Origin of the sequence: Nonomuraea angiospora, assembly GCF_014873145.1 — a bacterium.
Taxonomy (GTDB): domain Bacteria; phylum Actinomycetota; class Actinomycetes; order Streptosporangiales; family Streptosporangiaceae; genus Nonomuraea; species Nonomuraea angiospora.
The window spans coordinates 3,145,838-3,163,987 of the sequence record NZ_JADBEK010000001.1 but is presented as its reverse complement, the minus strand read 5'-3'; the positions used below and the strand labels follow the sequence as shown (position 1 = coordinate 3,163,987).

The following is an 18,150-nucleotide window of genomic DNA, read 5'->3' as shown; positions in this document are numbered from 1 at the left end:
GCCCGCCTAGCATGGCGATCATGGAGTACCTCAATCCCGCCCGCGCCCCGTACACCGCGCACGACCGCGCGCTCATCGGGACCGAGCACGCCCGCCAGGCCCGCGCCCACTTCGCCCGGCACCCCTCCTACCGGCCCACGCCGGTCCGCACTATCCCGGGCCTGGCCGGAACCGAAGCCGTCCACGTCAAGGACGAGAGCGGGCGCATGGGGCTGGGCAGCTTCAAGGCGCTCGGCGGCGCGTACGCCGTCCACCTGCTCGCCGAGCACGAGGGCGGCGGCACGCCGTTCGTGTGCGCCAGCGCGGGCAACCACGGCGTCTCCGTCGCCTCCGGGGCCGCCGAGGTCGGCGTGGACTGCGTCGTGTACCTCAGCGAAGGCGTCCCCGAGGCGTTCGCCCAACGGCTGCGCGGACTCGGCGCCGAGGTGCGGCGCAGCGGCGAGGACTACGAGGCCAGCATGGCCGCCGCGATCGAGGCCGCCGAGCTGAACGGCTGGCGGCTCGTCGCCGACAGCTCCTGGAACGGCTACACCGGCGTCCCGCTCGACGTCATGCGCGGCTACACCGTCCTGTTCGACGAACTCGCCGACCCGGGCGCCCTGCCCGCCGTCCCCCCGCGCGCCGGCGGCCCCGCCGCGTCCCCAGGAGCGCGCGCCGGCCTCGAGGCGTACTCCGGCAGTCTCAACGGCTCCTCGGCCGCGACCGGCGGCCACAGCGCGCCCCACGGGGCGGCGGGCGCGCCCACCCACGTGTTCCTCCAGGCGGGCGTCGGCGGGCTCGCCGCCGCCGGGGCCGCCTACGTGCGCGACCGCTGGGGCGAGCAGCCCAAGATCGTCGTGGTGGAGCCGGAAGGCGCGCCCTGCCTGCTCGAGAGCGCCCGGGCCGGCGAGCCCGTACGCGTCCAGGGCGGCCGCACCGCCCTCGGCCGCCTCGACTGCCTGGAGCCCTCGATCATCGCCCACCAGCTCCTCCACCACCTCGCCGACCTCTACATGACGATCACCGACGACCAGGCGGCCGACGCCGCCCGCCTCCTGGCCGGCCACGGCGTCCACCTGTCGGAGTGCGGCGCCGCCGGAGCCGCCGGCCTGCTCGCCCTCACGCCCGCGGCCCGCGACGCGCTCGCGCTCGACGACGCCTCGCGGCCGCTGCTGGTGGGAACGGAGGGACCCCTGGAACCAAAGTGATCCACGTGACGTCAAAAGGGGCGTGCACGCACCTAACCGGCCCAAGCATGCTCGGGGGGACGGCCGGTTGGCCGAGCTCGACCTCCTGCGCTTCCTCGCCGCCCTGGCCGTCGTCGCCTTCCACTACCTGGTGGCGTACGCGTCCGTCTGGGGGGCCCGGCCCGCCGCGCTGTTCCCGCCGCTGGCGCCCTTCGCGGGGTTAGGCATCCTCGGCGTCGAGCTGTTCTTCATCATCAGCGGGTTCGTCATCCTCATGAGCGTGTGGGGGCGCGGCCTCGGCGCGTTCGCCCGGTCCAGGTTCGTCCGCCTTTATCCCGCGTACTGGCTCAGCCTCGTCGCCACCGCGGCGCTCTACGGGCTCACCGGCGCCAAGGCGCTGGACCCAAAACTTTCACCAGGCGACTACCTGGTGAACGCCACCATGTTCCAGCGGTTGTTCAAGGTCACCGACGCCAGCCAGGTCTACTGGTCGCTGTGGGCGGAGCTCCGCTTCTACCTGCTGATGGTCATCCTCGTGATCATCGGGGTCACGTACGGGCGCGTCCTGATCTTCTCCGGCGTCTGGCTGGTGGCCGCCTTCGGCGCCGACCTGCTCGGCAACGAGATCGTCAACGAGATCGTCATGCCCGACTACGCGCCCTACTTCATCGCCGGCATGTCCCTCTACCTCATCCACAAACGCGGCAGCGCCTGGCTCCCGTGGCTCTACGTGGCCGGCGGCTACGCCCTGTCGATCGGCTCCGCGCTCGACCGCGTCCACCGGCGCGTCGACAACGTCGGGTTCAAGAACATGCCCGTCACCGACGTCAGCGTGATCATCACCATCACGCTGATCTTCGCCGTGATGGCCGTCGCCGCCCTCGGGCTGATCCGCCTCAAACCGTCCAGGACGCTCACCGCGCTCGGCGGCATCACATACCCGCTTTACCTGTTCCATGGCGTCGTCGCGGTGGCCCTCATCCCAGCGCTCACCGGCCACCTGCCCCCCTGGGCCATCGCCACCACGACCGTCCTGACGGCCGTGGCGCTGTCGTATCTGGTGTACGCCTTTGCCGAACGGCCCATCCAGCGACTACTCAAGCCCCGCAGATCCACGCAAACCCCGTCAGCTCCCGCCGTACAGGTTGAAAAGGCGTCGGTGCCATAACTCTGTGACCCTGGGGCACTGTGAAGGGCATAGGCTCGGGCATATAAACGGCGGATAGACAGATCCGGACGAACAGAGGGTGTTGCATGACGGTGCGTCGGGTGATGGGCATCGAGACCGAGTACGGCATCTCCGTACCCGGCCAGCCGGGCGCCAACGCGATGGTGACCTCCTCACAGGTCGTGAACGCCTACCTGGCCGCCTCCGCCGCCCGCGCGCGCAGGGCCCGGTGGGACTTCGAAGAGGAGAACCCGCTACGCGACGCGCGCGGCTTCGACCTGGCCAGAGAGGTCGCCGACCCCAGCCAGCTCACCGACGAGGACCTCGGCCTCGCCAACGTCATCCTCACCAACGGCGCCCGGCTCTACGTCGACCACGCCCACCCCGAATACAGCTCGCCCGAGTGCACCAACCCCCGGGCCGCCGTCATCTGGGACAAGGCCGGCGAACGCGTCATGTACGACGCCGCCACCCGGGCCTCCGCCATCCCCTCCAACGCGCCCATCCAGCTGTATAAGAACAACACCGACGCCAAGGGCGCCTCCTACGGCTGCCACGAGAACTACCTCATGCGGCGCGCCACCCCCTTCGCCGACATCGTCCGGCACCTCACCCCCTTCTTCGTCTCCCGCCAGGTCGTCGTCGGCGCCGGCAAGGTCGGCATCGGCCAGGACTCCCGCGGCGAAGGCTTCCAGATCAGCCAGCGCGCCGACTTCTTCGAGGTCGAGGTCGGCCTCGAGACCACGCTCAAGCGGCCCATCATCAACACCCGCGACGAGCCGCACGCCGATCCCGAGAAGTACCGCCGGCTGCACGTGATCATCGGCGACGCCAACATGTCGGAAATTTCGACATATCTGAAGCTGGGCACCACCGCCCTTGTCCTCGCCATGATCGAGGAGGGCTTCCTCACCCGCGACCTCGCCGTCGAAAACCCCGTACAGGCGCTCCGGGCCGTCTCCCACGACCCCACCTGCCGCTACGAGATCGCCATGCGCGACGGGCGCAAGCTCACCGCCATCCAGCTCCAGATGGAATACCTCGAACAAGCGCGCAAGTACGTCGAAGAGCGAGGCACCGCCCAAGAGGAGATGAACAAGGACATCCTCGACCGCTGGGAGTCCGTCCTCACCCGGCTCGCCGAAGACCCCATGCAGCTCTCCCGCGAACTCGACTGGGTCGCCAAACTCGAACTCCTCGAGGGCTACCGCACCCGCGACGGCCTGCCCTGGTCCCACCCCAGACTCCAGCTCGTCGACCTGCAATACTCCGACATCCGCCCCGACCGCGGCCTCTACAACCGCCTCGTCGCCCGCGGACGCATGCAGCGCCTCGTCACCGAGGACGAGGTCCAGCGCGCCGTCGAACACCCGCCCAACGACACCCGCGCCTACTTCCGCGGCCGCTGCCTGAGCCAATACAGCGAATCCGTCGCCGCCGCCTCCTGGGACTCCGTCATCTTCGACATCCCGGGCCGCGAATCACTCCAGCGCGTACCCACCCTCGAACCGCTGCGCGGCACCAAGGCCCACGTCGGCGAACTCTTCGACCGCTGCCGCACCGCCGCCGACCTCGTCGCCGCCCTCACCGGCGGCGACTGACCCCCTCAGACCGGCCCACGCGGGCCGGTCTCCTGCGCGGGCCGGTCTCCTGCAGCAGGCCCACGCCCTCTTACAGCAGGCCCACACCCAGCGTCAGCGTGCCCACCGCCAGGCACGCCCCGCCCGCCGCCGTCAGCCAGATCAACCTGCTCGGCTTCGTGTCACCCGGACGCACCACCGACAGGAAGAAGCCCAGCGGCATCAGGATCGGCGCGGCCACGATCAACACCCGCGTCAGGGCCTTCACGCCCTCAGGCAGACTCGCCTGGTCCACGTAGAGCATCGCCACCAGCGCGAACAGCACCAGCACGCCCGCATGCGCGTGCCCGGCCCGCCACAGGCCACGCCGGACCGGGTTGTCCAGATAGCCGGGGACGTCGCGCATCAGGAACTTCAACAGGGTGACGCCGCCGAAGGCCACTCCGGGGACTGTGATGAGGAGCACACCGGCGGTGCTCAGGGATTCGGGGGACATCGGAACCTCCTCGTGCGTAGTGGATCCATTGTTGGATAGTTTAGCTATCTAGTCAAGCCGGCAAGATCGCTGGGCGATCGGCGCGAAATGTCGCCCGGTTCGGGGAAGATATGCCTAGAGGCAGTCCCCCAACCGGAGGTAGGACATGGCAACCAAGGACACCGGAGGCCAGAAGCAGGCCGGTCGGCGCGAGAGCGAAGTCGAGGAGACCGAGGCGTCGGTGACGCCGGACGTCCAGGAGCGCCAGGAGAAGCTCACGGACGATGTCGACGCAATTCTGGACGAAATCGACGAAGTTCTCGAAGAGAACGCAGAGGAATTCGTGCGCAGCTACGTCCAGAAGGGCGGAGAGTAGGGCAAGCGGACATCAAAGGGGTAAGTCGGGTGGAAACGCCGGAAGGTCGTGCGTGATGGGCGTGAGGTTCCCGACGGGCACAAACACTGCGCTCGGCGCGGCGAAACGAAGACCAGGAGCGAGTCCGGCGACAACGGGGCCCGCCGTGCCACCATCGTGAGCCGCGAGAACAAGATCAAAAACCCGGTAGCGAGCGGAACTATCTGCTCGGCTACCGCCATGGCATCACCGAGGACGACTTCGAGCGCATGCTCGCCCGTCAGGGCGGGCTCTGCGCCATCTGCCGGGCCGTCTCCGGCGCGTTCGTCGACCACGGCCACGCGACCGGCCCGGTCCGGGGCATTCTCTGTGTCAACCGCAACAAACCGGCGAAGTCGCATCAAATGCATCATTCGCCCTGTCGGGCGATGTCGCGTAAGCCCAGGTCGAAGGTGGTGCGCACGGCCGGATCCTGATCTTCTTCGGCACAACGTTGCATGTGACGCAACGAAGGGCTTGTGGGGCAAACAGCCGATTTACCTGGGGCTGCGGGCCTGAAACTCGTCGAAGGGGTCATCGATCCCAAACCGGGGGTCTTCGAGGCGATGCTGAGGGGATGGGTGCGCCGGCAACGCACCCGATTCCTCAACGAACAAGCCGAGGGTGGCGTCGGCACGGCGCCAGGTGGATATCACCAACCAGCACCCGTGGGAGTGGGGACCAGCCGACGGCGAGGCGTTCATCGCGCATCTTCGATCTCCGAATCGCGAACGGCCGATCACCATGTCGACACGGCGGGCCTGCGAGACCACGCTGGCGCTTCGGCTGGCCGGCGGAGTGCCTTGAGCGATTCGGGCAGGCACCTCGGCAACTCTTCCACGAGGACAACCGGGCCACTCATGTCGCCGATCATGAAGGGCAACCCGGCCGGCGGCCTCTTACCTACGATGAAGTGCAAGCCCTGTCCGATGCGATGGACGCCAGAGCAGAAGAGCTCCGGAAACGCGGACGCAAGGGCGCACTCACCGCGATGCGTAATGCCGCCCTGCGGCCCGTCACCTTGATCCGAACGGTTTCGGCCGAACCTCCTCAGGTCTTGTTGCCGGTGAACCGCGTGCGCACGGCCGGCGGGTCCGCTCAGGTGAGGAGTTTCGCGAGCTGGGCCATCTCGGCCGGTGGGTCGATCACCGGCTGGATGAGCAGTTCGTCGATGCCGGCCTGTTCCAGGGTGGTGATGCGGGCGCGGAGGTCGTCGCGGGTCCCGACCAAGGCCAAAGTGTTCATCAGTGAGGGCAGGATCAGGTCCCTGTCCTCCGGCGCGATGCGTTGGAGGTAGTCGGGGTAGAGCCTGGTGTGCCGATCGGGTGCGGTGGCGGTGGTGCCGCGCCGGTCGAGGAGTCGCCGCACCGCCTCTCGTTCCTCGCGGCCGAGTCGGTCGGCGAAAGCGTGTGAGTCGGCGGCCGTGTCGGCGGCGAAGGCCAGCAGCGACAGGACGATGTGGCCAGTTGCGTCCCGGACCGCGTCGCCGCGCGGGTCCTCGTCCTGGTCGAGTATGTGCAGCGCGGTGACCAGGTAGGAGTCCGTGCGGGATTCGGGGTCGCGTGGCGTGTCCTGAGCGGCGTGGCGGCGCGCGTCATGCAGTGCTTGCCAGGCGGTGGGGTCCAGCAGGCCGAAGGAGATCAGGCCGGTCCCGCGGCGCCCGGCGACGGCGGCGGCCTTCGGTCCAAGCGCGGCCACGACGAACTCGATCGGGTCGGCCGTGTTCGCGTGCGCCCCGGTGTGCAGGAACCGGACGTCGCGGACCCGGTCCCCTTCGCGGTACTCGATGGTGCGGCCGGCGCACAAGTCCTGCAGTGCGGCGGTGAAGTTCTCCATCGTGGCTGCTGTGGTCGGCCGCATGCCCAGTGTGCGCCGGGCGGTGTTCCCGGTGCCGATCCCGCAGATGATCCGGCCCGGCGCCAGGGCGTTGAGGCTGGCGAACGCGCTCGCGGCGGCCGGGGCCGAGCGCAGCGCCGGTGAGGTCACGCCGATGCCGAGCCTGATGCGGCTGGTGGCCTTCGCACACAGTCCCAGGGCGACGAAGGGGTCGCCGTGGACCATCGGGGTGTCGTTGAGCCAGAAACTGTGCAGGCCCAACTCCTCGGCCTGTACGGCGAGGTCCTCCACACCGGGGTGTGCGGTGACCACGACGCCTGCACGCATCAGAACCTCCAAGGCGCAAAGAATCGAACGTACTCAGCCTGCCACCAGACGGTGGATCGAGCCCGCCGAGGTCGATCGGACAGCCGGCGCCGAGCGGTTGCGGGAGGCGACCGTTGAGGAGTTCGACGAGGCCGAGGTTTCGGAGGAGGAGCTTCGGGGGTTGATTGAGGCTGGGGAGCGGCTTCGGGGCGAGTTCTATTCGACGGTGTCGAGGGTGGGCTGATCTTCTCTGGGGAGGGTGTAGTCGACGGCGACGCCCAGGAGGCGGACCGGACGGGTGAGCTCGAAGCGGGTGAGAACGGTGAGGGCCGCCTGCTGGATGGTGGCCGGGTCCGTGGTGGGGGCGGGAAGCTTCGACTGGCGGGTTCGGGTGAGGAACGGGGTGAAGCGGACCTTGACCGATACCCGGGTGATGTCGCGGCCGGCTTCGCGGGCGTCGCGGGCGACCTGGGCGGCGAGGGTGGAGACGTGGTGGGCGATGTCGGCTTCGTCGGTGAGGTCGTGCTGGAAGGTGGTTTCGCGGCTGTGCCCGCGGGCGACCCAGGGCGTGGTGACGACTTCGGCTTCGCCTTTGCCGAGGGCGAGGTAGCGGTACCAGGGGCCGTTGGTGGGGCCGAAGTGGCGGGCGAGGTGAACGGGGTCGGCGGCGGCCAGCTGGGCGACGGTGTGGAGGCCGAGGGCGGCAAGTTTCTTGGAGATCTTGGCGCCGATGCCCCAGAGCGCGTCGGTGGGGCGGTCGTTCATGATCTCGGCCCAGTTGTCGCTGGTGAGGCGGTAGATCCCGGCGGGTTTGGCGAGGCCGGAGGCTAGTTTGGCCTGGTGTTTGTTGTCGCCGATGCCGATGGAGCAGGACAGCTCGGTGCGTTCGCGTACGGTCTGGCGGATGGTGGCGGCGAGGGCTTCGGGGTCGTCGGTGGTGGCGCCGAGGAAGGCCTCGTCCCAGCCCCAGATTTCGACGCGTACGGGGAACTCGCGGAGCACGGCCATGACGCGGGCGGAGGCGGCTTCGTAGGCGGGTGGGTCGCTGGGCAGGAAGATCGCTTCGGGGCAGCGTTTGAGCGCGGTGCGCAGTGGCATGCCGGAGTGGACGCCGTGTTCGCGGGCCTCGTAGGTGGCGGTGGCGGCCACGGTGCGGGGCTGGGTGGGGTCTCCTGAGCCACCGACGACGACGGGTTTGCCGCGGAGTTCGGGGTGGCGGAGGATCTCGACGGCGGCGATGAACTGGTCGAGGTCGACGTGAAGGATCCAGTCCCTCATGGTCCCAAGTATGGCGTGAGGCGGTCGTCGCGGTAGATGAGGGCGCGGTGGGGACGGCCCAGACGGGGGTGCCGATGGGTGGTTCTCGCCTTCTTGGACGACGGCCTGGATGACTGGATGAGGGGTGGCGGGGCGGTGGAAGAGCTCGGCAGGGTGACGGTCTGGATCATGTGGCCGTCGGGACATGGCGGCGACACGGTCGGCGAGTGCGAGGGTTCGGCCTGGTCGTGGGTGACGGAGACGGTGGTGACGGCGAGGTCGCGCTGAAGGCGTTCGGGGGAGGCGCGGGCTTCGAGGCCGAGGCGGGCGGCGAGGTCCGCGGCTCTGGCGGCGCGGTCGGCCCTCCGGGGAACACCTTGCCGGCCAGAGCATGGGGAGCGTGAAGGAAGGCCGGCACGACGGTGGCCGCGAGTCTGCCGAGGGTGTGGCGGATCATGCGTGCGGCCCTCCCGCCGCCGGGGGCCTCGCGCCGGTGCCGCAGGACGTGCGGGCGAGGGCGGCCAGAGGGCGATCATCGCAGGTCGGCTGGGGAATCGCAGGTCGGCCTCGTGTTCAGGGTGTGCGGACATGCCGACGGTCGCATGGCCGCAGGGAGCCGTGAAGAAACGATCTGAACACGGAACGGGGCGGCGTGTGATCACGCGGGTTCGCCGTGAGCTGATCGTGGGAAGTGCAGACAACAACGCAACATGAGTAGGGTCGCCCTAGGAACACTGACGTTTGGAGGGAGTCGCGTGGCATCGCACAGGGATCTGCCCGCCGGCTTGGTCAACCAGCTTTTCCGCAACACCGGAAGTTCCTCGTTCACGGAGTTTGTCAGCTCGTATGCGCCTGATTTGCTGCCGCAGCGGAATGAGGTGCTGGCCACCCCGATCGGCGACCAGGTCCCGCACGCGACGACGATCGTGGCCGCCACCTTCGCCGGTGGCGTGATCATGGCGGGCGACCGGCGGGCGACCTCGGGCAACATCATCTCGCAGCGCGATGTGGAGAAGGTCTTCCGCACCGACGACTACTCGTGCATGGGCATCGCGGGCACGGCCAGCACCGGCATCGAGTTCGCCCGGCTGTTCCGGGTGGAGCTGGAGCACTACGAGAAGCTCGAGGGCCGCACGATGTCGGTGGCGGGCAAGGCCAACCGGCTGGCCACCATGATCAGGGGCAACCTTCCGATGGCGATGCAGGGGCTGGTGGTGGTGCCGCTGTTCGCCGCGTACGACCCTGACAAGGACGAGGGGCGCATCTTCAGCTACGACGTCGCGGGCGGGCCGTACGAGCGGGAGAGGTTCGACGCGATCGGCTCCGGCTCGATCTTCGCGCGCGGGTCGCTGAAGAAGCTCTACCGCGACGGGGCGTCGGCCGACGACATGGCGATGACCCTCATCCAGGCCCTTTACGACGCCGCCGACGACGACTCGGCGACCGGCGGGCCCGACGTCACCAGGAAGATCTGGCCGATCGTGTCGCTGATCGACGCCGACGGCTTCCGCAGGCTGAGCGAGGAGCAGGTCTCCGACTACGTGGAGCAGATGCTCGAAGCCCGCCTGATCTCGCCTGACGGCCCCATCGCCCCGCTGCGCTAGAAAGGACCACCGCACGTGTCCATGCCTTTTGGATATGCGTCCCCTGAGCAGATCATGCGGGACAAGGCCGACTACGCGCGCAAGGGCATCGCGCGGGGCCGCTCCGTCGTCGTGCTGCAGTACGTCGACGGCATCCTGTTCGTCGCGCCCAACCCGTCGCGGGCGCTGCACAAGATCAGCGAGATCTACGACCGCATCGGGTTCGCGGCCGTGGGCCGCTACAACGAGTTCGAGGAGCTGCGGCTCGGCGGCATCCGCTACGCCGACATCAACGGCTACACCTACGACCGCTCCGACGTGACCGGGCGCGGCCTGGCCAACCTGTACGCCTCCAACCTGGGCCGCATCTTCACCGAGTCGATCAAGTCGCTGGAGGTGGAGGTCGTGGTCGCCGAGGTCGGCGAGACCAAGGACGGCGACGCGATCTACCGGCTCACCTTCGACGGGTCGGTCTTCGACGAGCACGGCTTCGCGGCCATGGGCGGCCAGGCGGACGCGGTGTCCACCCGGCTCAAGGAGCGTTACCGCGAGTCGATGTCGCTGGCCGACGCGCTGGAGGTGGCGCTGACGGCGCTGACCGAGCCGGGTGGCGAGCGGCCGCCGGTGGCGCAGCTCGAGGTGGCGGTCCTCGACCGCAACCGGGAGCACCGCAAGTTCCTGCGGCTCACGGGCGCCCGCCTGGAGCGTCTCCTGGCGCAGACCACCACCCCGCCTCCGGCCGCCACCCCGCCGCCCGCGGCCAAGCCCTCTGCCGAGGACACCCCGCCTCCCACGGGGCCTGAGGGCGACGTGGACGACGGCTCGGCGCCGCTGTAGCCGTCCACCCTTCTCCCAACCCGTCCACCCTTCTTTGACCCGCCAGGGGCTGCTACGGCGGCCCCTGGCGGGTTTTTGTCGTCCCGCGGTGGTTTTCCCGCTCGCCAGGGGAGGCAGCGGCGATTTCCGGGCGCCGTCGGGTCGGCCGTCATCACGGCAACTCGCCACGGGCCTGACGGGGCCTCAGGGCTTCGGTGGACGCCGCGCCCGTCGCGCCAAGGGGGCGGGCGGTTGCGCGACTCGGCGGGGGCGGGTGGCGTTGGACGGCGGTGGGCGGGGAGCGGGCTGGGCGAGGCGAGCAGGGTGGCGGGGCGCGCGGCGGTGGTCAGAGGGCCCTGCGGTGTCGGCGGCGCCCATTGTGGGCGGTGCACGGCGGTGATGAGGTCTGGCAGTTGGGCGGCGGTGGCGGGTGGCATGGGGGAAGGCGGGGCGCAGTGCGTCACAGGGGACCCTGCGGTGGCGATGACGCGCACCCCTTTGCGGCGGGGCGTGGGGATGAGGGCCCGTGATTGGCGGGCGGCGCTCGGAGCGTCGGCGCGTGGAGGTGGGTGGAGCGGAGCGTCGGCGCGTGGCGTGGTGGGACGTGGGCGCTGAGGTGTGGGCAGGGGTCGGTCGGGCCGGCGAGGCGAGTGGGTGCCGCGGCGTGCGGTGGGGCCGCTGGCGTGCGGAGGGGCCGGTGGGGTGCACTCGACCGCCTCGGCGAGCGCCACGGCGACCGCGTGCAGCAGGAGGCGACGGGGCCGCTGGGGTGCGGTGGGCCGCTGGGGCGCGGTGGGGTGGTGGAGAAGCTGGCGGTGTGGGGGAGTGTGATTTGTATCACTCGGGTTGGGGTGAACTTCGGGGGGTGATGGCGGATCTCAGAATCCGTGAACACTCCCATGCGTGGCCTCCTGGCGGCCGGTGCCGCCGTGGCCGTGGTGCTGAGCTCCGGTGTGGCCGCCCACGCCGCCCCCGCGGCGGCCGGTGCGTCTTCCGGGTACGCCGCCGCGTTCCCCAAGTTCAAGGCGCCCAAGCCCTTCGGCACGACCCTCCAGTCCGACCCGAAGCATGACTTCACCAAGGGCATCCACTCCCGCCACGACGGCATCCTGCGCGGCCGGATCACCGAGATCCGCGGGGACGTGGCCGAGTACGAGCCGATCAAGTGGAAGAAGGGCACCGAGACAGAGGGCTACTTCGTGGGCCCGCCCGAGGGTGACGTCATGGCGTACGCCTCGCGCGTCGCCAAGGACGTGGTCTATCTGTCGGCGTTCGGCTGCGGGAAGTCGGAGGCCGGCATGACGGTCAACCGGAACACCGGGCTGGGCAACAAGCGCTGCCCAAGGTCGGTGCTGATGAAGCGGGACGGGAAGCCCGCGCTCATCACCGTCTACAAGGGGAAGATTGTCCAGGTTCAGGAGATCTGGACGCCCTGACACGGGGCCCTGGAAACGCGGGAAAACGGACCCGCGCCCCGTGGGGGCGGGCGCGGGACAAAGGGGATAAAAGAGGGGTCACAGAGGGCCGGGTGGGAAAACACCTGGAAGATCTCTCCCGCTCGCGGATCCATGGGCATAGTGTGAGGTGATGGATCGTCGCATCTTCGGGCTGGAGAACGAGTACGGCGTGACCTGCACGTTCAGGGGACAGCGCAGGCTGTCGCCCGACGAGGTCGCGCGCTACCTGTTCCGGCGGGTCGTGTCCTGGGGCCGATCGAGCAACGTCTTCCTCCGCAACGGCGCGCGTCTCTACCTCGACGTGGGCAGCCATCCTGAGTACGCCACACCCGAGTGTGACAACGTCATCGAGCTCGTCACGCACGACAAGGCGGGCGAGCGCATCCTCGAGGGCCTGCTGGTCGACGCCGAGAAACGGCTTCGCGAAGAGGGCATCGCGGGTGACATCTATCTGTTCAAGAACAACACGGACTCGGCCGGCAACTCCTACGGCTGCCACGAGAACTACCTGGTCGGCAGGCACGGGGAGTTCGGGCGGCTGGCGGACGTGCTGATCCCGTTCCTGGTGACGCGGCAGATCATCTGCGGGGCCGGCAAGGTCCTGCAGACGCCGCGCGGCGCCGTCTATTGCGTCTCGCAGCGGGCCGAGCACATCTGGGAGGGCGTCTCCAGCGCCACGACCCGGTCCCGGCCCATCATCAACACCCGGGACGAGCCGCACGCCGACGCCGAGCGGTTCCGCCGCCTGCACGTCATCGTCGGCGACTCCAACATGAGCGAGACCACGATGCTGCTCAAGGTCGGCGCCACCGACCTGGTGCTGCGCATGATCGAGTCGGGCACGGTGATGCGTGACCTGTCGCTGGAGAACCCGATCAGGGCCATCCGCGAGGTCTCCCACGACATGACCGGCCGCCGCAGGGTGCGTCTGGCCAACGGGCGGGAGGCCTCCAGCCTGGAGATCCAGCAGGAATACCTGTCCAAGGCGAAGGACTTCGTCGACCGCCGCGGCGGCGACGCCATCGCCCACCGGGTGCTGGAGCTGTGGGAGCGCACGCTGAACGCGGTCGACACCGGCAACCTCGACCTGGTCTCGCGCGAGATCGACTGGGTGACGAAATACCAGCTCATCGAGCGTTACCGCAAGAAGTACGACCTGCCGCTGTCCTCGCCCAGGGTGGCCCAGCTCGACCTGGCCTACCACGACGTGCACCGCAAGCGCGGCCTGTTCTACCTGCTGCAGAAGCGCGGCTCGGTGGAGCGGGTGGCGTCCGACCTGAAGATCTTCGAGGCCAAGTCGGTGCCGCCGCAGACGACCAGGGCCCGGCTGCGCGGCGAGTTCATCCGCAAGGCGCAGGAGAAGCGGCGCGACTTCACCGTCGACTGGGTGCATCTCAAGCTCAACGACCAGGCGCAGCGCACGGTGCTGTGCAAGGACCCGTTCCGCAGCGTGGACGAGAGGGTGGACAAGCTCATAGCAGGGATGTAGCGCGTGGTTTACCTCGGGCCTACCTCGATGTCGGGTAGGGTGACGCGAATCTGCCGTCTTCCCGAGGGAAACCCATGCGCCGCGCTCTGGCCGTACTGGCCGCCGTGCCACTGATCCTGTTCGCCGCCGCCTGCGGCTCCGACGACGGCGCGAGCACCGGCGCCACCGGCGCCGGGTCGGGGGTCAAGGTCACCGGTGACGTGGGCGGCAAGCCCACGGTGACCTTCCCCGGCGGCACGCCCGCCACCAAGTCGTCGTACGAGGTGATCCAGCCGGGCACCGGTGACGGGATCAAGGCCGGCGACCGGGTGATCGTCAACCTGACCGTCTACAACTGGGACGGCAAGGGCAACGCGGTCCAGGGCTCCTCCTACGACACCAAGAAGCCCGAGACGATCGCGGTCGACCAGCAGATCCCGCAGGTGCTGCAGGAGGGCTTCACCAAGGTCAAGCACGGCGGGCGGCTGCTGGCCGTGCTCGCCAACGACAGCATGGCCCAGCAGCAGGCCACGCAGCAACCGGCCGAGCCGACCAAGGTGTTCGTGTTCGACATCGTCGGCACCCAGCCGCCGCCGCTGAAGGCCGCCACCGGCAAGGAGACCGGCGACAGCCTCAAGGGCGTCAAGGTCGACAACCCGGGCGGCGACAAGGCGCCCACGCTGACCACGAAGACCGGCGACAAGCCGTCGGACAAGCTCGTCGTCAAGACCCTCATCGAGGGCACCGGCCCGAAGGTGGAGGCCAGCCAGACGCTCACCGTCCACTACACGGGCAAGCTGTGGGGCAGCGACAAGCAGTTCGACTCCAGCTGGGAGCGGGGCCAGCCGGCCGAGTTCCCGCTGTCGGGGGTCATCAAGGGCTGGCAGCAGGGCCTGGCCGGCGTGCCCGTCGGCAGCCGGGTCGTGATGAGCATCCCGCCGGACCTCGGCTACGGGGACCAGGCGCAGCAGGGCATCCCCGCCAAGAGCACCCTCGTGTTCGTGGTGGACATCCTCGGCGCCGCCTGAGTCCGTCGTCTGAGTCCGTCGTCTGAGCACGCCTCCGCGTCCGGCCCGCCCGCGGGCCTGACGCGGTAGCATCGCCACGCCCAGCCCGGCCGCGTGGGAGGACCCATGCCCGCACCGCCGTACCGCCGCGTGGGAGGACCGATGCCGCACCGCCGTACCGCCGCGTTACTGCCGGTCCTCCTCCTGCTGGCCGGCTGCTCGGGCGGCGCCGCGCGCGAGCTCGGTATGACGGTGGACGGCCCGTTCGGGGCCAGGCCGACGATCACCTTCGCGGGCGGCGGCCCGGCGGCCGGGCTCAAGGTCGAGGAGCTGGCGACCGGCGACGGCGCCCGGCTCGGCGCGGACGACACGGCGATCGTCCAGTACACCGCGCACGTCTGGGACGGCGGGGACAACCGCCTGGTCGACTCCACCTTCGACCGCGGCACCCCGGCCGCGTTCCCGCTGGGGGAGCTGCCGCCGGGGCTGGACGGGGCGCTGCGGGGCCGCAGGGTCGGCAGCCGGGTCCTGGCAGCCGTCCCGCCCGATCAACGCCGTGGCGCGCGCCTGCCGCCCGGCGTCGGGCCCGATGACGAGCTGGTCTACGTCGTCGACATCCTCGGCGCCCACCCCAAGGGCGCCTCGGTCGAGGCGGGCGGCGGCTCGCTGGCGGGCGTGCGCGTCACCGCCGGTGCCCCGCCCGGGCTGGAGGTGCCCGCCACCGCCCCGCCGGCCGCGTTCGAGGTCAAGGTGCTGTCCAGGGGCGAGGGGCGCGGCACGCGGGCCGGGCAGCTCGTGGTCGCCCAGTACGAGGGCGCGATCTGGAGCCGCCGCCGCGTCTTCGAGGCCACCTGGGCGAGCGGCCGGCCGAAGGCGTTCAGGATCGGCGACGGCGGCGTGCCCAAGGGGTGGGAGGCGGCCCTGGTCGGGGTGCCCGCCGGCAGCCGGGTCCTGATGGTCGTCCCGCCCTCGTACGGCTACGGCCCCGCCGGCGACCCCGCCCACGGCATCACGGGCACCGACACGCTCGTCTACGTCGTGGACGTCATCGCCGCCTATTGAGGCAGGATGATCCTCATGTTCCGTACTTTCCTGGTCATCGCCTCCGCCTTAGCCGTCCTCCTCGGCGGCGCCACGGCCGCCGCCGCCGCCGGCGACCCGCCCTTCTGCAAGGGCGTCAAGAAGCCCTGCGTCGTCGGCGGCGACGCCGGCACGACGTGGGTGAACACCTCCGCCTCCGGCAAGGCCCAGGCCAGGGTCGTGGCCGCCCGCGTGCTGAAGAACGCCAAGGCCGCCTACCGCCGCTACCACGCGCCCGAGTGGGTCGACATCTGGGTGATCAAGAAGGGGGCGTGCTGGCGCAGGTACGGCAACGTCCCGTCCAACGCCAGCCGCGCGTGCACGTACACGCACGTGGAGCGGAAGCTTTCATAGACTCCCGTTGTGAGTAGCGACGACCTCGACGCGCTGGCCCTCCTGCACGACCCCGTACGCCGCAGCCTGTACGCGGCCGTCGCGAGCCGCGGCGGCGACGTGGGCAGGGGGGAGGCGGCCGAGGCCGCGGGCGTCTCCAGGACCCTCGCCGGCCACCACCTCGACAAGCTCGTCGAGGCGGGGCTGCTCGAGAGCGGCTTCCGGCAGCAGGAGAAGAAGGGGCCGGGCAGCGGCCGGCCCGCCAAGGTCTACCGCCGGGCCAGGGGTGAGCGGTCGGTGAGCCTGCCGCCGCGCGACTACGCCGCGCTCGCCTCCGTCCTGGCCGAGGTCGTCGACGCGCTGGGCGCGGAGGAGCGGGCCGAGCGGGCGGCGCGCGAGGCGGGCGCCCGGCTGGCCAAGGGGCACGCCGGTGAGCCGGTCGAGCAGGTGCTCAGGGAGCGCGGCTACGAGCCGTACGAGGAGGGCGGCGCGCTGCGGCTGCGCAACTGCCCGTTCCACGTGCTGGCCGAGGAGCAGCCGCTGCTGGTGTGCTCCATGAACCTGGCCCTGTGCCAGGGGCTGCTCGAAGGGCTCGGCGACGAGCCGGGCAGGGCCAGGCTCGATCCGCGGCCGGGGGAGTGCTGCGTCTCCCTCTCTAAAACAAATGAGGATTGACATAGAAGGCGAAGGGGTGGTGTGCTGAGCGTCATGCATCTCGCTGAGCTGAACATCGCCCATCTGCGCGCGCCCATCGACAGTCAGGAGCTCGCCGAGTTCGTCGCCCTCCTCGAGCCGATCAACACCATCGCCGACGAAGCCCCCGGGTTCGTGTGGCGGCTGAAGGAGAGCGAGAGCGACCCCACCGCCACCGTCATCCACGACTACGGCGACCACCTGCTGATCAACTTCTCGGTGTGGGAGTCGCTGGACACCCTGTGGGACTACACCTACCGCAGCGCCCACCTGGGCGTGCTGCGCCGGCGCAGGGAGTGGTTCCTGCGCATGGCGGAGCCGTACATGGTGATGTGGTGGATCCCCGAGGGTCACATCCCGTCGCTGGCCGAGGGCATGGCGCGGCTGGAGCGCCTCAAGGCCGAGGGGCCCAGCCCCGAGGCGTTCACGTTCAAGGACTCCTACCCCAGCAGCGAGGCCGCCAGCCTGCCCGCCGCCGCCGAGGCCACGAAGTAGGCCAGGTCCTCCTCCAAACCCCTGCCCATCGTCGACAGGCGCACCGGGGACTCCCGCAGCGCCTCGTGCAGGCCCTCCACCGGCACCGGCACCAGGCGGTGCCGGACGGCCAGCAGCTCCGACTGGTCCCTGACCCGCTCGCCGAACTCCCCGGGCAGCTGCGGCACCGGCACGTCGGCGGGTGTCAGGGCGACCCGGCCGTAGGCGGTCAGCGAGTGGTGCGAGACCCCGTAGTGGCGCTCGCGCGGGTCACCCTCGCTGACCCGCAGCGCCGCCACCGGGCGGCCGCGCAGCACGCCCGCCGCGTTCACCGCCTCGCCCGCCGACACCCCCGAGAAGCCCCACCTGGTGCCCGTGCCCAGGTTGCCGGGGCCCTGCGCGACGATCGCCACGTCGGCCTCCAGCACGTGCCGGGCCGCCAGCAGCCCGGTGTGGACGGTCACCGCCTCCACGTCGCCGCCGAACGACTGCCCGACCGTCACCACGCCCGCCAGCCAGCCGATCTCGCGCAACCGGGCCGCCGCCATCGAGAACCACACCGGCAGCGCGCCGCCGTCCTGCATCACGTACGCCACCCGCGTGCCGGGCCGGTCGGCGTACAGGCCGCACAGGATCGGCGCCAGCGCCGAGTGCAGGTCGGCCACCACCACCGGCATCCCGTCGAGGGAGTCGGCCTCGCGCAATCTGTCGTGATGCGGGGAGTCCTGCTCGTCGGCGCCCAGCACCGTGGCCTGCAGCGGCGTGTATCGGGCCTTCACCAGGTGACCCGGACCGGCGGGATCTTGCGGCAAACGGTTCGGGACGGCCACCACCATGGCGTAACCTCCCGTACCGAGACCCATCGCGAGTGCCGTCGTGTTGAGCAGCACCTCGTCGCCGGGTTCCGGGCGGCCGACCAACGGCGGATAGGCCAGCGCCCGGCACTCCCCTTCGGGGACGGCGACGTCCAGCTCCACCGCTCCCGGCCACTCGCGTCGGATCCGTACAACCTCGCCCTTGCGCCATCTGATCACGGGGGCAGGGTAGCGTCGATGGA

19 protein-coding genes are annotated in these 18,150 nt (G+C 70.2%); 15 read left to right on the top strand and 4 right to left on the bottom strand.

Features of this window, described 5'->3' with window-relative positions; translation table 11 throughout:
- Positions 1-20: 20 nt before the first annotated feature.
- The 3 genes from H4W80_RS14440 (at position 21) to dop (ending at position 3,935) form a co-directional block, all read left to right on the top strand.
- Positions 21-1,187 carry a pyridoxal-phosphate dependent enzyme gene (locus tag H4W80_RS14440; RefSeq protein ID WP_192785566.1) on the top strand — a complete coding sequence of 389 codons (1,167 nt, stop codon included), beginning with the start codon at positions 21-23 and terminating at the stop codon, positions 1,185-1,187.
- Positions 1,188-1,254: 67 nt separating this feature from the next.
- Positions 1,255-2,334 (top strand): acyltransferase family protein, encoded by a 1,080-nt coding sequence (locus tag H4W80_RS14435; protein ID WP_225963442.1) that lies wholly within the window; start codon positions 1,255-1,257, stop codon positions 2,332-2,334.
- Positions 2,335-2,420: 86 nt separating this feature from the next.
- A complete protein-coding gene (gene dop / locus H4W80_RS14430; RefSeq protein ID WP_225963441.1) occupies positions 2,421-3,935 on the top strand; it encodes a depupylase/deamidase Dop in 1,515 nt (504 codons plus the stop codon).
- A gap of 70 nt (positions 3,936-4,005) precedes the next feature.
- On the opposite strand, the gene H4W80_RS14425 is transcribed toward dop, so the two are convergent.
- Complete coding sequence (locus H4W80_RS14425; RefSeq protein WP_192785564.1) at positions 4,006-4,410, bottom strand: hypothetical protein; 405 nt, start codon at positions 4,408-4,410, stop codon at positions 4,006-4,008.
- Between the two features lie 145 nt (positions 4,411-4,555).
- Between H4W80_RS14425 and H4W80_RS14420 the strand changes: the two genes are divergently transcribed.
- Both H4W80_RS14420 and H4W80_RS64550 read left to right on the top strand, forming a co-directional pair.
- Positions 4,556-4,765 carry a ubiquitin-like protein Pup gene (locus H4W80_RS14420; RefSeq protein ID WP_192785563.1) on the top strand — a complete coding sequence of 70 codons (210 nt, stop codon included), beginning with the start codon at positions 4,556-4,558 and terminating at the stop codon, positions 4,763-4,765.
- Between the two features lie 86 nt (positions 4,766-4,851).
- Entirely contained in the window at positions 4,852-5,220 is a 369-nt protein-coding gene (locus H4W80_RS64550) for an endonuclease domain-containing protein (protein WP_420540606.1), read from the top strand.
- 661 nt (positions 5,221-5,881) lie between these two features.
- Here H4W80_RS64550 and H4W80_RS14410 read toward each other — a convergent pair.
- Positions 5,882-6,946 (bottom strand): LLM class flavin-dependent oxidoreductase, encoded by a 1,065-nt coding sequence (locus H4W80_RS14410; RefSeq protein ID WP_192785561.1) that lies wholly within the window; start codon positions 6,944-6,946, stop codon positions 5,882-5,884.
- Positions 6,947-7,141: 195 nt separating this feature from the next.
- Positions 7,142-8,203 carry a DNA polymerase IV gene (locus tag H4W80_RS14405; protein WP_192785560.1) on the bottom strand — a complete coding sequence of 354 codons (1,062 nt, stop codon included), beginning with the start codon at positions 8,201-8,203 and terminating at the stop codon, positions 7,142-7,144.
- Positions 8,204-8,281: 78 nt separating this feature from the next.
- On the opposite strand from H4W80_RS14405, the gene H4W80_RS14400 reads away from it, so the two are divergent.
- From H4W80_RS14400 to H4W80_RS14355, 10 genes are all read left to right on the top strand, one after another.
- On the top strand, positions 8,282-8,470 hold the full coding sequence (locus tag H4W80_RS14400) for a hypothetical protein (RefSeq protein ID WP_192785559.1): 189 nt from the start codon (positions 8,282-8,284) through the stop codon (positions 8,468-8,470).
- A 467-nt stretch (positions 8,471-8,937) separates the two neighbouring features.
- Positions 8,938-9,786: a proteasome subunit beta gene (prcB, locus tag H4W80_RS14395; protein WP_192785558.1), complete on the top strand. Its 849-nt coding sequence runs from the start codon at positions 8,938-8,940 to the stop codon at positions 9,784-9,786.
- A 21-nt stretch (positions 9,787-9,807) separates the two neighbouring features.
- Positions 9,808-10,602, top strand: a complete 795-nt coding sequence (gene prcA / locus H4W80_RS14390) for a proteasome subunit alpha (RefSeq protein ID WP_192785557.1) — start codon at positions 9,808-9,810, stop codon at positions 10,600-10,602.
- Between the two features lie 878 nt (positions 10,603-11,480).
- On the top strand, positions 11,481-12,017 hold the full coding sequence (locus tag H4W80_RS14385; RefSeq protein ID WP_225963440.1) for a hypothetical protein: 537 nt from the start codon (positions 11,481-11,483) through the stop codon (positions 12,015-12,017).
- Between the two features lie 151 nt (positions 12,018-12,168).
- Positions 12,169-13,527, top strand: coding sequence for a Pup--protein ligase (gene pafA / locus H4W80_RS14380; protein ID WP_185076838.1), 1,359 nt, complete (start codon positions 12,169-12,171; stop codon positions 13,525-13,527).
- A gap of 74 nt (positions 13,528-13,601) precedes the next feature.
- The gene (locus tag H4W80_RS14375; RefSeq protein ID WP_192785556.1) at positions 13,602-14,534 is read left to right on the top strand and encodes an FKBP-type peptidyl-prolyl cis-trans isomerase; all 933 of its coding nucleotides are present in this window, start codon (positions 13,602-13,604) and stop codon (positions 14,532-14,534) included.
- Between the two features lie 141 nt (positions 14,535-14,675).
- Positions 14,676-15,575 carry an FKBP-type peptidyl-prolyl cis-trans isomerase gene (locus tag H4W80_RS14370; protein ID WP_192785555.1) on the top strand — a complete coding sequence of 300 codons (900 nt, stop codon included), beginning with the start codon at positions 14,676-14,678 and terminating at the stop codon, positions 15,573-15,575.
- Positions 15,576-15,590: 15 nt separating this feature from the next.
- Positions 15,591-15,947, top strand: coding sequence for a hypothetical protein (locus H4W80_RS14365; protein WP_192785554.1), 357 nt, complete (start codon positions 15,591-15,593; stop codon positions 15,945-15,947).
- Positions 15,948-15,956: 9 nt separating this feature from the next.
- The gene (locus H4W80_RS14360) at positions 15,957-16,601 is read left to right on the top strand and encodes a helix-turn-helix transcriptional regulator (RefSeq protein ID WP_192785553.1); all 645 of its coding nucleotides are present in this window, start codon (positions 15,957-15,959) and stop codon (positions 16,599-16,601) included.
- A gap of 33 nt (positions 16,602-16,634) precedes the next feature.
- The gene (locus tag H4W80_RS14355; protein WP_192785552.1) at positions 16,635-17,114 is read left to right on the top strand and encodes a DUF3291 domain-containing protein; all 480 of its coding nucleotides are present in this window, start codon (positions 16,635-16,637) and stop codon (positions 17,112-17,114) included.
- Here H4W80_RS14355 and H4W80_RS14350 read toward each other — a convergent pair.
- A complete protein-coding gene (locus tag H4W80_RS14350) occupies positions 17,060-18,127 on the bottom strand; it encodes a DUF3866 family protein (RefSeq protein ID WP_192785551.1) in 1,068 nt (355 codons plus the stop codon). The two genes, H4W80_RS14355 and H4W80_RS14350, sit on opposite strands and share 55 nt — an antisense overlap.
- Between the last annotated feature and the right edge of the window lie 23 nt (positions 18,128-18,150).

Bases quoted from the DNA above. Each gene is read 5' to 3' on its own strand.
- H4W80_RS14410 (WP_192785561.1), bottom strand. From the start codon at position 6,946: ATGCGTGCAGGCGTCGTGGTCACCGCACACCCCGGTGTGGAGGACCTC.
- pafA (WP_185076838.1), top strand. From the start codon at position 12,169: ATGGATCGTCGCATCTTCGGGCTGGAGAACGAGTACGGCGTGACCTGC.
- H4W80_RS14405 (WP_192785560.1), bottom strand. From the start codon at position 8,203: ATGAGGGACTGGATCCTTCACGTCGACCTCGACCAGTTCATCGCCGCC.
- H4W80_RS14425 (WP_192785564.1), bottom strand. From the start codon at position 4,410: ATGTCCCCCGAATCCCTGAGCACCGCCGGTGTGCTCCTCATCACAGTC.
- H4W80_RS14375 (WP_192785556.1), top strand. From the start codon at position 13,602: ATGCGCCGCGCTCTGGCCGTACTGGCCGCCGTGCCACTGATCCTGTTC.
- H4W80_RS14420 (WP_192785563.1), top strand. From the start codon at position 4,556: ATGGCAACCAAGGACACCGGAGGCCAGAAGCAGGCCGGTCGGCGCGAG.
- H4W80_RS14365 (WP_192785554.1), top strand. From the start codon at position 15,591: ATGTTCCGTACTTTCCTGGTCATCGCCTCCGCCTTAGCCGTCCTCCTC.
- dop (WP_225963441.1), top strand. From the start codon at position 2,421: ATGACGGTGCGTCGGGTGATGGGCATCGAGACCGAGTACGGCATCTCC.
- H4W80_RS14370 (WP_192785555.1), top strand. From the start codon at position 14,676: ATGCCGCACCGCCGTACCGCCGCGTTACTGCCGGTCCTCCTCCTGCTG.
- H4W80_RS14440 (WP_192785566.1), top strand. From the start codon at position 21: ATGGAGTACCTCAATCCCGCCCGCGCCCCGTACACCGCGCACGACCGC.
- H4W80_RS14385 (WP_225963440.1), top strand. From the start codon at position 11,481: ATGCGTGGCCTCCTGGCGGCCGGTGCCGCCGTGGCCGTGGTGCTGAGC.
- H4W80_RS14355 (WP_192785552.1), top strand. From the start codon at position 16,635: ATGCATCTCGCTGAGCTGAACATCGCCCATCTGCGCGCGCCCATCGAC.
- prcA (WP_192785557.1), top strand. From the start codon at position 9,808: ATGCCTTTTGGATATGCGTCCCCTGAGCAGATCATGCGGGACAAGGCC.